Source organism: Shewanella fidelis ATCC BAA-318 (genome assembly GCF_000518605.1).
Taxonomy (GTDB): Bacteria; Pseudomonadota; Gammaproteobacteria; order Enterobacterales; family Shewanellaceae; genus Shewanella; species Shewanella fidelis.
The window spans coordinates 122,583-136,615 of sequence record NZ_JADX01000018.1; the positions used below are offsets into that span (position 1 = coordinate 122,583).

General features: G+C 41.7%; 11 protein-coding genes. 9 read left to right on the forward strand and 2 right to left on the reverse strand.

Features of this window, described 5'->3' with window-relative positions:
• Window positions 1–79 precede the first annotated feature (79 nt).
• On the reverse strand, window positions 80–547 hold the full coding sequence (locus L884_RS0109575) for a hypothetical protein (protein WP_245603096.1): 468 nt from the start codon (window positions 545–547) through the stop codon (window positions 80–82).
• Between the two features lie 95 nt (window positions 548–642).
• On the opposite strand from L884_RS0109575, the gene L884_RS0109580 reads away from it, so the two are divergent.
• Window positions 643–1,344, forward strand: a complete 702-nt coding sequence (locus L884_RS0109580; RefSeq protein ID WP_037410714.1) for an energy-coupling factor ABC transporter permease — start codon at window positions 643–645, stop codon at window positions 1,342–1,344.
• A gap of 36 nt (window positions 1,345–1,380) precedes the next feature.
• Here L884_RS0109580 and L884_RS0109585 read toward each other — a convergent pair whose 3' ends face one another.
• Window positions 1,381–1,788 (reverse strand): GFA family protein, encoded by a 408-nt coding sequence (locus tag L884_RS0109585; RefSeq protein ID WP_028767297.1) that lies wholly within the window; start codon window positions 1,786–1,788, stop codon window positions 1,381–1,383.
• A gap of 780 nt (window positions 1,789–2,568) precedes the next feature.
• Here L884_RS0109585 and L884_RS0109595 point away from each other — a divergent pair.
• From L884_RS0109595 to L884_RS0109630, 8 genes are all read left to right on the forward strand, one after another.
• Entirely contained in the window at window positions 2,569–3,828 is a 1,260-nt protein-coding gene (locus L884_RS0109595; protein ID WP_028767298.1) for a dicarboxylate/amino acid:cation symporter, read from the forward strand.
• 698 nt (window positions 3,829–4,526) lie between these two features.
• A complete protein-coding gene (locus tag L884_RS0109600) occupies window positions 4,527–5,888 on the forward strand; it encodes a Na(+)-translocating NADH-quinone reductase subunit A (protein ID WP_028767299.1) in 1,362 nt (453 codons plus the stop codon).
• Window positions 5,888–7,102 carry an NADH:ubiquinone reductase (Na(+)-transporting) subunit B gene (locus L884_RS0109605; protein ID WP_028767300.1) on the forward strand — a complete coding sequence of 405 codons (1,215 nt, stop codon included), beginning with the start codon at window positions 5,888–5,890 and terminating at the stop codon, window positions 7,100–7,102. Before L884_RS0109600 ends, L884_RS0109605 begins: the two co-directional genes overlap by 1 nt.
• The gene (locus L884_RS0109610) at window positions 7,092–7,868 is read left to right on the forward strand and encodes a Na(+)-translocating NADH-quinone reductase subunit C (RefSeq protein ID WP_028767301.1); all 777 of its coding nucleotides are present in this window, start codon (window positions 7,092–7,094) and stop codon (window positions 7,866–7,868) included. Before L884_RS0109605 ends, L884_RS0109610 begins: the two co-directional genes overlap by 11 nt.
• Before the next feature lie 3 nt (window positions 7,869–7,871).
• The gene (locus L884_RS0109615; RefSeq protein WP_028767302.1) at window positions 7,872–8,495 is read left to right on the forward strand and encodes an NADH:ubiquinone reductase (Na(+)-transporting) subunit D; all 624 of its coding nucleotides are present in this window, start codon (window positions 7,872–7,874) and stop codon (window positions 8,493–8,495) included.
• 7 nt (window positions 8,496–8,502) lie between these two features.
• Window positions 8,503–9,111: an NADH:ubiquinone reductase (Na(+)-transporting) subunit E gene (gene nqrE, locus L884_RS0109620; protein ID WP_028767303.1), complete on the forward strand. Its 609-nt coding sequence runs from the start codon at window positions 8,503–8,505 to the stop codon at window positions 9,109–9,111.
• A 54-nt stretch (window positions 9,112–9,165) separates the two neighbouring features.
• Window positions 9,166–10,383, forward strand: coding sequence for an NADH:ubiquinone reductase (Na(+)-transporting) subunit F (nqrF, locus tag L884_RS0109625; RefSeq protein WP_028767304.1), 1,218 nt, complete (start codon window positions 9,166–9,168; stop codon window positions 10,381–10,383).
• A gap of 190 nt (window positions 10,384–10,573) precedes the next feature.
• Window positions 10,574–13,729, forward strand: coding sequence for an NAD(P)-binding protein (locus L884_RS0109630; protein ID WP_028767305.1), 3,156 nt, complete (start codon window positions 10,574–10,576; stop codon window positions 13,727–13,729).
• Window positions 13,730–14,033 lie beyond the last annotated feature (304 nt).

The window sequence follows — 14,033 nt, forward strand, 5'->3', positions numbered from 1 at the left end:
GTTTAGGCTGTTGCCGAAAATGGATGTATTCAGATGGTAAAGCCCACTAATTTATCTGTGGGCAAACATTTTCTAAGAATCAAAATTTTGCTAGATCAGCTTCATTTGCTCCGTCGTTACACTCTCCGCGTATCGTGCCACTATTATATTGGATGCTACGATAAAGCTCGATATAACCTTCGCGGCAATAGCCATTCATTTTTATGGTTTGTTGTAAACCATGCTCTATCTGTGCCGTCCAGCCCGTTAAGTCTGGCCCTTGGTAACGCTTTTTAGAATTTGCGCGTCTTTTATTATTTGAACGTACTTCATGGGGCAGTGGCACTGATTGTGTTGTTTGAGTTTCAAGAAATGCGCGATAGGTAAAAAGTTTTAAACCGTTACTTTTTATATCGGTTCGAAAAGAGTCACTGACAAGGCCGGCAAACTCTTCAGGATTCACCTCAGGTTTGCTGCTACATGCACCTAGGAATATCACAAGGCTAATAGCACTAATTGTACGCATAACTGTATTTGGGCTGTTGGATATAGCTGTTTTTAACGTCATTATTTTATTCTAGTTTGTTATCTATTTAGACCTTTTCTGCCAGCATAACGTATATTGAACTAAGTTAGCAGTGTGATTACAGGATTTTACAGTTAATGGATGAAAGTGTTGCTGGATTTTGGCAAAAGCTGTTAAGTGGTATCAACTGGGATTTTGCCGTGGGTGATATTGCAGCGTTTGCAGCATTGGTTATTTGGCTTTGGGCGCTTTGGCCTGTGGCTGAGATCAGGCAGCTTTTAACAACTCCTAACAAGCAAACCCAGATCTTAATCGCCACAATAGCGTTAACTGGGCTGTGGTTGCTCAATGCCAATGTTAATGCCGGGATCCATGTACACTTTCTTGGTTTAGTGGTGTTAATGCTGATGTTTGGTTGGCGGTTAGCGAGCATTATTGCGTTGTTACCTACACTGTTTTTTGCCATTTTTGTGTTTAAGCAGCCTGCAGATTTTGCTATTTACGCCTTACTTGGCGTCTGTTTACCCATTTTTGGCTCCTTCATGCTGTACAGTCAGATGTTTAAGTATCTGCCACACCACCTATTTATCTATATATTTTGCGGTGGATTTTTAAATGGTTTTGTGTCGATCTTAGTGCATGTTTTAGCTTGGGCATTATGGTTATTATTAACCACTGACTACACTTGGCAGTTTTTGAGTGCTAATTATTTAGTGATAATTCCTTTACTGGGTTTTCCTGAAGCGCTGCTTAATGGTATGGCGGTCACTTTATTGGTAGTTTACCGCCCTGATTGGTTATATGACTATTCAGATCGAACCTATCTTTGGCGAAAGTAAATATGGCTAACATAGGTATATTTGCTTGTTTATGTATTAGCTACGATTTTTGCTGTATTTAGGCAGTTCATCACTAATGGTTAACCAGTTTAGCTTGCTGTCAGTATAGATGTGGTAATTAGGGCTAATTGTATTTGGCTCATCTAGACTACTGATACTTAGCGTTAAATATTCAGGATAACGTAAATCACGAAAGCTGATTTGACTGCCACATTCTTGGCAAAACCCTCGTCTCACATGTTCAGATGAGGCATATTCTTTTGGCTGTTGAGTTAGCCATCTGACTTGTTTAGTTTTAAAGTCCATCCACGCGCCTAACACTGAACCTGTACTTTTTTGGCATTGGTGGCAATGGCAATAGTCTGCATCAAATGGTGTTGCATCGACTTGATAGCGTATTGCACCGCATAGACAACCACCTTGATTTGTTAATTTCAGCGTCATTATGGCTTCCTTTCTATATAAATTCAGGTATTACCAGAGATATCGGTTACTTTTATTGCAGCTATTTATGTTAAGGTCAATTTGTGAGTATAAAGCTTAGCGCTATAGGTGAATGGATAACTTTATTGGGCTGGGAGGCCGAGATGTTTGACACTGTAGAAGTTCTATTGTTGTTTTTCATCTCTATAACCAACTTCGTATAACCCGGCAGCGATTTTTCAATATTGAACGCAAAATTGATTGTTTGTTAGAAGAAAAGGGAATTTGCTTTGATAAGCAAACTTATGTGGCAAAAGATGTGCTCATGGCATTCAATTTAGGCAACAAATTAAAAGCCATACGCTTATATCGTCAGCATACTGGAGCGACCTTAAAGCAAGCCCATGAATGAGTAAATCGCCTCGAGTCAAACTGATAATTAGCAGAATTAATCGATTTGGTTACTTTATTAGCACTATCTGCTGTTAATCGTCATTTTTTGGCGTTTAAATCGTGTGTTTTATCGGCTTGTTTGTTGGTTTTATGCTTCAGGGTTAACAGGGTGTTGCTTGAGCCGCCGCTTTAATTAACACAATATTTTTTATATTGAGTTATTCATTTTTTTTAGGTCATATTTTTGAGGATTATTTAAAGTTAGTGGCTTATTTGTCACTAATTTATGTGTTTGCAGATAACCTTTTAGTGAATCACATTTTTTGTGAACTCAGCATGTTAATTTTGCATGAAATAATCAAAAGGGTAGTTATACCTTTTAAATAAGAAGTCAGTGATGGAGCTAGGGTGTTGAACAAGAAGAGTAAGTTTTATAAGAATATCGGATTCCAAGTGGTTGTTGCCATGGTTATTGGTGCAATCGTTGGTATGGTGATGGGAGAAGATGCCTCAATCTTTGCTCCGTTAGGTACGTTTTTCATTCACTTGATTAAAATGTTGGTGATCCCATTAGTTGCGGTTTCTATTATTGCGGGCGCGGCGAGTTTAGGCGCAGGCCCATCAGCCGGTAAAGTAGGGATTGGCACCATTGGCTTCTTCATGGTGACATCGGCTTTAGCAGTAGCGTTAGCTATTATTATGGGCGAAATCTTCCAGCCTGGTGTAGGTATGGATTTTTCACAGCATGCTGTAGGCCTAGCGGCGGTAACTGCTGAGCAAGGCGCATTACCAGGCGTAGCTGATACCATTATTGGTATGATCCCAACTAACGTGTTTGAATCGCTAACTGGCGGTAATATTCTGCAGATCTTAGTGTTCTGTATCTTCTTTGGTATTGCACTAACGAAAGTTAATCAAGAGGCTGCTAAGCCAATCACATCTGCGCTAAACACTATTGTTGAAGCCTTTATTTGGATGATTAACATCGTGATGTTAATCGCGCCAATCGGTGTGTTCGGCTTGATGGCTGATTCTGTTGGTACCTTTGGCTTCCAGTCTTTGACTGTCGTACTAAATCTATTTGTGGTTTATGTTGCAGCTATCTTAATTTATGGCTTTGTATTCTTCCCATTAATGGTGAAGTTCTTCTCTAATGTTCCAGTCGGTAAATTTCTATCTGCGATGAAGAAGCCGCAAGCACTCGCTATGTCTACTGCTTCATCTATGGCTGCGCTTCCAGTTAACATCGAAGTATGTGAAAAAGAGCTAGGCGTTTCAAAGTCTACTGCAGCTTTTGTTCTGCCATTAGGCGCGACAATTAACATGAGTGGTAACGCGATTTATTATGGTCTAGTTGCCGTGTTCTTTGCGCAAATGTTCAATGTTGATCTAAGCATTGGTGCCTATGTTGCGATTATCTTTACATCTACTCTAGGTGCAGTTGGTCAAGCTGGTGTTCCGGGTCCATCATTCCTTGTGGTTGCGGTATTAATCGCTGCAGGTATTCCAATTGAAGGCCTACCACTATTGTTCGCGCTTGACCGTGTATTTGACATGATCAGAACCACGCTGAACATTACTGGCGATGCGGTTTGTGCTGTTGTTATCGATAAGTTTAATCCTGAAGCTTTGACGGTAGATACTGAACAAGCCAAAGTGACGAGTTAATCATTTATTGGTTATTGCTAAAAGCCCTCAATTTGAGGGCTTTTTTTGTTTTCGCTCTAAGTCGCAACAGCTCAGGTTTTGGAACAACATATATGCCGTATTTTTGCTGGTGGCACACCAAGTATCTTTGAATAAACTGAAATGTGATCTGTATCTTTAAATAAGTGGAGTTTTGTTGAGAAACAAAGCGAGTCAGTATGGTGAATAACCGTTTACATAATCGTCAAACTGGGTGCGATTTATACATTGTTTTTATGGGATATTTGAAAGCTTACTCTGCATCAATTTATTTCTATTTTGTTTTAAACAAACAGCTAAAGCTTGAATTTACGCGGCACATTTCATAACTCCGCCAATTTTAACTCGATCACATTTCTCTTTATTGACAAAGATTAATGCTAAATTACATATGAATTCAGATTTAAGTTATTGTTATATAAAGATTGTTGTCGGTAACTTTCTGTTAGTTCCCTGTTGGTAGTCTCTTGACTGCTAAAAGTCAAATTTTACGTATTAAAACTACATAAAGCGTTATTTTTTCAATCGCCAAGGCATCTAGGTCACATAAAATAGCGTTAAATGCGCTTTTTTTGTCGGTAACTTTCACTTTTGCAGGCAAAGTGTGATGTTCAACTCGGAATATTAGTTAACAAAGATTTACTATTGGTCATCCAAAATTTTAACGGTTGATTTTAGTGATGGCAGGTTACTCAAACCAAGTTATAACAATCAAAAAGGGGTTAACTATCCCTATCGCCGGTGAACCTAAACAAGTGATTGAAGATAGCAAGCCTTCAACACATGTTGCCTTATTAGGTGAGGAGTATATTGGCTTAAAACCAACAATGTTGGTTGAAGTGGGCGATATGGTTCAAAAGGGCCAAGCGCTTTTTGAAGACAAGAAAACTCCCGGCGTGATTTATACCGCACCAGCAAGTGGCAAAATCGTTGCGATTAATCGTGGTGAGCGCAGACTGTTTCAATCTATTGTGATTGAGTGTAATCAGGATGCAGCAAAGACGTTTGAACCTTGCGCAGATCTTAATAATGTTAGCCGCGAACAAGTGCAACAACTGTTGGTTGAAAGCGGCCTTTGGACAGCACTACGTACTCGCCCTTTTTCTAAAGTCCCACAGTTAGACTCTTCTCCAGCTGGGATTTTTGTCAGCGCAATGGATACTAATCCATTAGCCGCCAATCCAAGAATTATTATTGCCGAACAAAGCGCTGCATTTGCTGCTGGTTTACAGGTATTGAGCCGTTTAACCGATGGTCAAGTTCATCTATGCCAAGACTCAGGAGAGTCGTTACCCGGGCATGACTTAGACAAGGTAAGCAATCACTATTTTGCTGGTGTTCATCCTGCGGGAATTGTTGGTACGCATATTCATTTTGTTTTACCTGCCAGTCTTGAGCGCCCTGTGTGGCACCTTGGCTATCAAGATGTGATTGCGTACGGCAAACTGTTTTTAACAGGTGAGCTGTATACCGATAGGGTTGTTGCACTAGCTGGCCCTGATGTGATCAAGCCACGTCTAATTCGAATTCAAGCGGGAGCGCAATTATCAGAAGTGGTCGCGGGTGAATTAAAAGAGGGTAATTCACGTGTTGTTTCAGGCTCAGTGCTATCAGGACATACAGCAAAAGGTCCACATGATTACCTAGGTCGTTTCAATAACCAAATCTCTGTACTGCAAGAAGATGCTAAGCATCAACTTTTACCTTGGGTACGTGGTGGTTCACAAAAGTTCTCGATTACACGTGCAGTCACTTCAGGTTTAAAAGGTGCTAAGCAGCTGTTTAACTTCACCACTCATACAGGTGGTTCTGCGCGCGCGATGATGGCATTTGGCCAGCTAGACCGTGTTATGCCACTCGATATTTTACCGACATTATTGGTGAGAGATTTAGTTGTTCGTGATACCGATGAGGCACAGTTGCTTGGTGCATTGGAGCTTGATGAAGAAGATTTAGCGCTTTGTACCTTTGTTTGCCCTGGCAAGTATGACTTTGGTAAGGAGTTGCGTGCTTGTTTAGAGATTATTGAGAGGGAAGGGTAATGAGTCAGCAAGATAAAAAGCCTGATATCCAAGAAGATTATTATGCGCCAGGTAGTTCAGTTAAGGGCTACTTAAGCTCATTACTGATCGCTCGCGGACGCAGTACGCAAGGTAAAGTGCATATTCGTGACGCTATTGATGTCAAACGTACTATGACTATCGTTGGTCTTTGTTTATTGCCGGCGATTTTATTCGGTATGTACAACATTGGCTTACAAGCGCAAATAGCTGTGGCTTCAGGGCTGGCGACCGCCGATGTGTGGCAACTTGCCATATTTAACTTAGTTTTTGGTGGCCTTAGTGAGCAGACGGGAATCGTCGGTTTATTTGCCTATGGTTTGAGCTTTTATGCGCCAATTTATATTACGGCGTTAGCGGTCAGCCTATTTTGGGAAATGGTATTTGCTAAAGTGCGTGGCCAAGAGCTACATGAAGGCTTCTTTGTTACTGCATTGCTTTTCACGCTTATTTTGCCTGTATCTACACCGCTATGGTTAGTGGCTATGGGGATCACTTTTGGCGTGATTATGGCGAAAGAAGTGTTTGGCGGCATGGGCTATAACTTCTTAAACCCAGCTTTAGCAGGTTTAACTTTTATCTATTTTGCTTACCCATCTCAAGTAACTGCAGTGAGCCAGTTAGTGGCAGTGGACGGTTTTTCAGGTGCCACCACGTTAATGCAAACTGCGGCAGGTAAGGTAAGTTTTGACGATTACGCTTGGTTTAACGCATTTAGCGACCCTAACTGGTGGAACGCTTTCTTTGGTTATACCGTGGGTGCGATTGGAGAAACCAGCACGCTAGCCTTATTGCTTGGCGGTGGTTTTTTAATCCTTACTCGTTTAGCTGACTGGCGGATCGTAGCTGGTGTGCTGTTTGGCATGATCTTAACCGCCACAATGTTCAATGTGATTGGTTCAAGCAAAAACGATATGTTCGCAATGCCTTGGACATGGCACTTGGTCACTGGTGGTTTTGCACTGGGTATGATGTTTATGGCAACCGACCCAGTCACCACGTCGTACACTCGCAAAGGTAAGCTAGCTTATGGTTTGCTGATTGGTTTTATGACGGTACTTATCCGTGTAGTTAACCCGAAAATGCCAGAAGGCATCATGCTTGCCATTCTATTTGCCAATCTTTGGGCGCCTATTTTCGATTACCTAGTGGCGAAAGCAAACATCAAGCGGAGACTAAAACGCCATGGCAATTAAGAAAGATTCATTTGTAGGCACTATGATTTTCACGGTGACCTTATGCTTACTGTGTTCTTTTATGATCACTGGTACTGCTGAAATTCTTAAAGAGCGCAAGCTAGTTAAAAAACGCGATGAGTTAATGCGTAATGTGCTAATTGCAGCTGACGTTGACTTAAACGGTCAAGATTTTAGAGCCCTGTTTAAAAAAGACGTTAAGCCACTTTTAGTGTCACTTGATAGCGGCGATGTTGATACCAGCGCAGCAAATGTGATGGATTTTGATCCACGCATGGCATCGATTAATCCAGAGACTTCAATCAAGCTTGAAAAGAAACAAGACAAAGCCAAGATCAAAACCCGTGCAAATCAAGTGCGCGTGTTTAAAGTCTTTGACGACAAAGGTGAGTTAACCAGTGTGGTATTGCCGATTTACGGCAAAGGCTTGTGGTCTATGGTTTATGGTTTCGTTGCGCTGAAACCTGACTTAAATACCATTGAAAATGTGGTGTTTTATGAGCACGGTGAAACTCCAGGTATTGGTGATTTCCTTAACGATACTGAATGGACAAAGCAGTGGCATAACAAGCAGATCTTTGATGAAAAAGGCAAAGTATCTTTTAAAGTCGTTAAAGGTGGTGCTAAAGAGGGCGATGTTCACGGTATTGATGCTGTGAGTGGTGCAACCATGACAGGACGTGGCGTACAACGTTCGATTCAGTTCTGGTTTGGTAGTGATGGTTTTGAAGCCTTCTTTAAAAAACTAAAAGCGTCGGAGGTATAACGGATGAGTACTCAAACGATTTCGACTCGTGAAATGCTAACTGGGCCAATATTCGCCAATAACCCAGTAGCGATGCAAGTGTTAGGTGTGTGCTCAGCGTTAGCAGTAAGTAACTCAATGCAAACGGCATTGGTGATGACGCTTGCGGTAACTTTCGTGCTTGTTTTTTCAAACTTGATTATCTCAAGTATACGTTCACTCATCCCTAATAGCGTGCGTATTATCGCGCAAATGACAGTGATTGCTTCACTGGTGATTGTCGTTGATATGGTACTGCAAGATGTGGCGTATGAGCTGTCACGTCAGTTATCAGTATTTGTTGGTTTGATTATTACTAACTGCATCATCATGGGCCGTGCTGAAGCATTTGCCATGAAAAATCCACCGCACTTAGCAGTTGTGGATGCGGTGGGTAATGCCATGGGTTATGGCGTGATCTTGCTTGGTGTGGCCTTTGTTCGTGAATTACTTGGTAGCGGCACGCTATTTGGTCATGAGATTTTGCAAACGGTTGAAAATGGCGGTTGGTATCTTGCCAATGAAATGTTCAAGTTACCTCCAAGCGCTTTCTTCTTAATTGGCTTGATGATCTGGTCAATTAACGTCATTCAACGTAAGCGAGGTTAAGGCTGATATGGAACATTATATTAATCTGTTTGTACAAGCCGCCTTTATCGACAATATGGCGCTGTCATTCTTTATGGGAATGTGTACTTTTTTGGCGGTATCAAAAAAGGTATCCACCTCTTTTGGTTTAGGTATTGCGGTCATTGTCGTGATGACCTTAGCTGTGCCGTTGAACCAATTGATCTACTCAAACATTTTAGCGCCAGGAGCACTGGCATGGGCGGGTTACCCTGCACTTGATTTAAGCTATCTGCAGCTGATCACCTTTATTGGTGTGATTGCAGCATTAGTGCAAATTTTGGAAATGTTTTTAGATAAGTACATTCCTGCATTGTATGACTCATTAGGGATTTTCTTGCCGCTGCTTACGGTTAACTGCGCGATTTTTGCCGGTGTTATTTTTATGGCAAACCGCGACTATAACCTTGCGGAGTCAACGGTATTTGCAATGGGCTCAGGCTTTGGGTGGGCAATGGCGATTGTGATGCTAGCGGGTTTACGTGAGCGCATGAAGTTTCACGCTATCCCTGAAGGGTTGCAAGGCATTGGTATTGTGTTTATTACCACGGGCTTGATGGCGCTAGGCTTTATGGCTTTCTCTGGTATTTCTATTTAAGGCTGTTTGAGTTTTACACCTTAATGCAAACGAATTAAACAAAAGGTAGATTCGATGGAAATGGCAATTGGTATCGGTATGTTCACGTTCGTGGTGAGTATATTGGTAATGGTGATTTTATTCGCCAAGAGCAAATTGGTGTCTACGGGTGACGTGAACATCCGTATTAATGACGACCCAGAGAAAAGTATTTCAACCCAAGCGGGTGATAAACTTTTAGGTGCGTTAGCAGGAAAAAATATCTTTATTCCATCAGCTTGTGGTGGCGGTGGTACTTGTGGTCAGTGCCGAGTAAAAGTGAAATCCGGTGGTGGAGAAATTCTACCAACGGAGCGAGATCATATTAATAAGAAAGAAGCTAAAGAGGGTTGCCGCTTAGCGTGTCAGGTTTCAGTTAAAACCGATATGGAACTTGAGGTGGAAGAGGAGATCTTCGGCGTTAAAAAGTGGCAATGTGAAGTTATTTCTAATGATAACCAAGCCACTTTTATTAAAGAACTGCTGTTGAAGTTACCTGAAGGCGAAGATGTTCTCTTTAAGGCGGGTGGCTATATTCAGATTGAAGCACCTGCTCATGAAGTTAAGTATGCTGACTTTGATATCCCTGCTGAATATCGTGATGATTGGGAAAAGTACGACCTTTTCAAACTGGTTTCAAAAGTAGATGAAGATGTCTTACGAGCTTACTCTATGGCTAACTATCCAGATGAGAAAGGTCGCATCATGCTTAACGTGCGTATTGCAACACCCCCTAACGATAGTGTGCCGCCAGGTAAGATGTCATCGTATATCTTTAACCTGAAAGCGGGTGATAAAGTCACTATCTCAGGTCCTTTTGGTGAGTTCTTTGTTAAAGAAACTGATGCAGAAATGGTGTTTATTGGGGGCGGTGCGGGTATGGCACCAATGCGCTCTCATATCTTTAACCAGCTTAAAAGTGTAAAAACTAAGCGTAAAATGAGTTTCTGGTATGGTGCGCGTTCAACTAGGGAAGTGTTCTACCAAGACGACTTTGACACGTTAGCAGCCGAGAATGACAACTTTGTTTGGCACGTGGCTTTGTCTGATCCATTACCAGAAGATAACTGGGATGGTTATACTGGCTTTATCCATAACGTGCTCTATGAGAATTATCTTAAAAATCATAAAGCACCAGAAGATTGTGAGTTCTATATGTGTGGACCTCCAATTATGAACTCATCGGTCATTGCGATGCTTGAGAGCTTAGGAGTTGAACCTGAGAACATTCTGTTAGATGACTTTGGTGACTAGTGCTTGTCAAATATGATATTAAACGCAGCCTTATGGCTGCGTTTTTTATTGGTTTCATAGTGTTTTTTGAGTGTAACTTAGTTGAAAGTACTTCTGTAATGGTGTGTTGACTGACTATCCATGTTTTAATTGCTTGTTTCTAATACATGTACTTAGCATGTTCTAACTTGGAATTTACAGGAAGTACGCTATGGAAGCACAACGCCCTAACTTTATTTATCCCCCCGGCTCGATGTTAATGCACTCACCGTTAGTGCTTAGTAAAGCAGAGATGTATGGATTTTTCTTAAAAGGTAAACTTGAGAATTTACAAAAATCCATTGATACCAGTTTGAATCAGGTTGCTGGTAGTTCCATGTATTTTAAGGTGCTTTCACCCTATGTATTAACCAGCTTTACTCGTGTTGATAAGGCCTATTCACAAAATCCACAAGATAGAGCGAAAGGTTGGATCCAAGAAATTGATATCGTTACTTGGGTGATGGTAGGGCGGCAGAATAGTAGTGACAGTGACGATATTAGTCACGTGTATTTTCATCCGTTGCATATTTTTGTTAATGATGCGATGGCGCTGATTAATGGTCGCGAGTTGTTTGGCTACCCGAAATATCTGTGTGACTATGAAATGCCTCAGGCTGGTGAGCCACTAACAAAGCTAAGTCTATCCGCCAAGAGCTTTAAGCAGTTCTCTCCTGAAGCCGAACTTGCTATGCAGCCGTTATTAACTGTGGATTGCAATGCTAAAGAGCAACAGCAGTTATCGACTGTTGAAGCCATCTCACAAACGTGGCAACTGTTTAAAGAGCAAACAGATTTTATTCCAGAGCTAGATAAGTTAGGTGAAGAGCAGTTATATAGCCTGCTATTTAAACCTGCGATAGATCAAGTCTTTCTTAAGCAGTTTCCTGATAGCGCTGGTGATAAAGCAGTCTATCAAGCAATAACTGCATCACCTGCAAAAATCAATAAAGTCCACTCTGTTTCTCTGCTTGAAAACGATCTGTTAGCTACGATTTTTGACAATGACTCGTTCCCGTTCAAACAGACACTAGGTGTGGAGTTGGGGGAGCAAAATGTGTTGTTGCCTTACCATGTTAATTTTGACTTTGAAGTGCCCGCGGGCGAAGTACTGGTTGATAACTCTGTTGTTAAAAAAGAAAAAATAGCCATTTTAGGTGGAGGTGTAGCTGCAATTACCTCAGCAATGTGCCTAACAGAGCAAGAGGGATGGCAGAATCGCTATGAAATCGATATCTACCAAATGGGTTGGCGTATTGGCGGTAAAGGTGCCAGTGGCCGTAATGCTGAAATGGGACAGCGTATCGAGGAACATGGGTTACATATTTGGTTTGGCTTTTATCAAAATGCCTTCAGTTTAATGCGCCAAGCTTATGAGGAACTAGATCGACCAAAAGATGCGCCTTTGGCCACATTCCTTGATGCTTTCAAACCGCATAATTTTATTGTGTTGCAAGAGGATGTTGGTGGTGACTCTGACAGTTGGCCGATTCAGTTTCCCGAGCGCAGTGGCTTACCTGGTGACAGCACTCAAGTGCTAACGCTATGGAAAGTGGTCAAAGCAGCATTCAGTTGGATCCGTCACTGGTTGACAGAAATGGATGATCTTCTTGATGCTATTGATAATGACGCCAAAGAGTCTTCCCGTCCTGTACATTGGTTTAGTCAACAATGGTTCAATGAGCTAAATGACAGAATTGAAGACTCTATTGAGGATGCTAAAGATAGTGTTAGTGCATTAGCTGATAAGCTGGAGTGCCATTTCAATCAGATGATTGGCCGTGACTGCAAGGAGCACCACCATGATACCGAAGATGAAGGTGGGTTTGTTGAGTCGGCAGTCGATGGGTTCAGAGCGCGGTTAGAGGAGCGTTTTGTTGATAGGTTAGAAACTAATGACGACTTAAGAAGGCTTTATATTGCTGCAGATCTTGGCCTAACCATATTAAAGGGCATGTTTGCCGATGATGTATTTAAGCATGGTTTCGATGTGATTAATGACTATGATTATCGCGAATGGTTAACTAAGCATGGTGCCAACTCTACCTTTACCGTTAACTCTGCGCCAGTACGTGGTTTTTATGATTTAGTCTTTGCTTATGAGCAGGGGAATTTCGATAAACCTAATGTTGAGGCAGGCACGATTATTCGCTCTATGTTACGGATTGCCTTTTGCTATCAAGGCGGCGTAATGTGGGAGATGCAAGCTGGGATGGGCGATACGGTATTTACACCTTATTATGAAGTGCTTAAGCGTCGAGGGGTTAACTTTCACTTCTTTAACAAAGTCGATAATTTAGTTTGTAAAAATCAAAGTATCGAAGCGATTGAGATCACACAACAGGTGGCGTTAAAACCAGAATGCCAAGAGTATAACCCTTTAGTTGATGTAAAAGGTCTAGATTGCTGGCCAAGTGTGCCGAATTATCAACAACTCGATCCTGAGCAGGCACAGCTATTACAAGATAATGAGATTAATCTTGAGCACTTTTGGTGTAATTGGGCTGAAGTCTACCAGCAACACTTTAATCAACCGCTGCCACAGAAACGCCTCGTAAAAGGTCAAGACTTCGATAAGGTGATTTTTGGTTTATCGATAGGTTCTGTACCGCATGTTGCTAGTGAAGTGATGGCACAAAGTGAATCATTAAGCCAAAGTGTTGCAAAGGTAAAAACTGTTGCAACCCAAGCGTACCAATTATGGATGGATCAAGATTTAACTGGTATGGGTTGGCCGTTGCGTCCTGACAATGGTGAAGAGCCAGTGTTGTCAGGGTTTACCGAACCTTTCGATACTTGGGCATCTCTAACTCATTTGATTGATAAAGAAGATTGGCAAGGTGAGCAGCCTAAAAATGCCAGTTACTTTTGCTCAGCGCTACCAGTGGAGAGTTTCCCTCCTGTATCAGAAGTTGGCTTTCAGGGGCAAAAAACCTTACAAGCTAAGCAGGGCGCGATAGCTCAGCTAGAACATGAGATCTATAAGTTATGGGATAATGTGCCTGCGCCAGAGGCGGGCAGCGGCTCAGATTTTCCTTGGCAATGGTTGCATGATGACACTAACGCACGAGGCAAGCAGAGATTTGATAGTCAATATTGGCGAGCGAATGTCGATCCGTCAGAATGCTACGTGATGTCAGTAAAAGGGAGCACTCAATACAGGATAGACACCGATGGTACAGGTATAGATAATTTATACATGACTGGTGATTGGATTAAAACGGGTATTAATGCTGGCTGTGTCGAAGCGGCCACCATGGCGGGTATGCAAACGTCTAAAGCCATCTGTGGTTACCCGCAGACAATAAAAGGTGAGAAAGATTTTTAGCTTTATCCTCTGTTTAACTAATTGTTAGTAAGGTTAAAAGCGAATAGCCCTTGTTTAACAACGAGCTTATGCTATTTGTGAAACAACCTTATGATTGAATGAAAAACGTAGCCTCTGGGCTACGTTTTTGCTTAACCTCTGTATTTACCTTTACAAAAGTGAGAGCGATTAGCCGCCTCGCTGTAATTAAGTTGAAGTTAATTTGTTAATGCATTGTTTGCAAATCCTTTGGTTTGTGTAAAAGTTGGTTTGTTTGTTGTTTTTGTGGGGTTTTGTTTTGATTTAGTGTTTCATTTTGTCATTG

Coding starts and splice junctions, on each gene's coding strand:
- L884_RS0109600 (WP_028767299.1), top strand. CDS start 4,527: ATGGCAGGTTACTCAAACCAAGTTATAACAATCAAAAAGGGGTTAACT.
- nqrF (WP_028767304.1), top strand. CDS start 9,166: ATGGAAATGGCAATTGGTATCGGTATGTTCACGTTCGTGGTGAGTATA.
- L884_RS0109630 (WP_028767305.1), top strand. CDS start 10,574: ATGGAAGCACAACGCCCTAACTTTATTTATCCCCCCGGCTCGATGTTA.
- nqrE (WP_028767303.1), top strand. CDS start 8,503: ATGGAACATTATATTAATCTGTTTGTACAAGCCGCCTTTATCGACAAT.
- L884_RS0109575 (WP_245603096.1), bottom strand. CDS start 547: ATGACGTTAAAAACAGCTATATCCAACAGCCCAAATACAGTTATGCGT.
- L884_RS0109610 (WP_028767301.1), top strand. CDS start 7,092: ATGGCAATTAAGAAAGATTCATTTGTAGGCACTATGATTTTCACGGTG.
- L884_RS0109580 (WP_037410714.1), top strand. CDS start 643: ATGGATGAAAGTGTTGCTGGATTTTGGCAAAAGCTGTTAAGTGGTATC.
- L884_RS0109615 (WP_028767302.1), top strand. CDS start 7,872: ATGAGTACTCAAACGATTTCGACTCGTGAAATGCTAACTGGGCCAATA.
- L884_RS0109605 (WP_028767300.1), top strand. CDS start 5,888: ATGAGTCAGCAAGATAAAAAGCCTGATATCCAAGAAGATTATTATGCG.
- L884_RS0109585 (WP_028767297.1), bottom strand. CDS start 1,788: ATGACGCTGAAATTAACAAATCAAGGTGGTTGTCTATGCGGTGCAATA.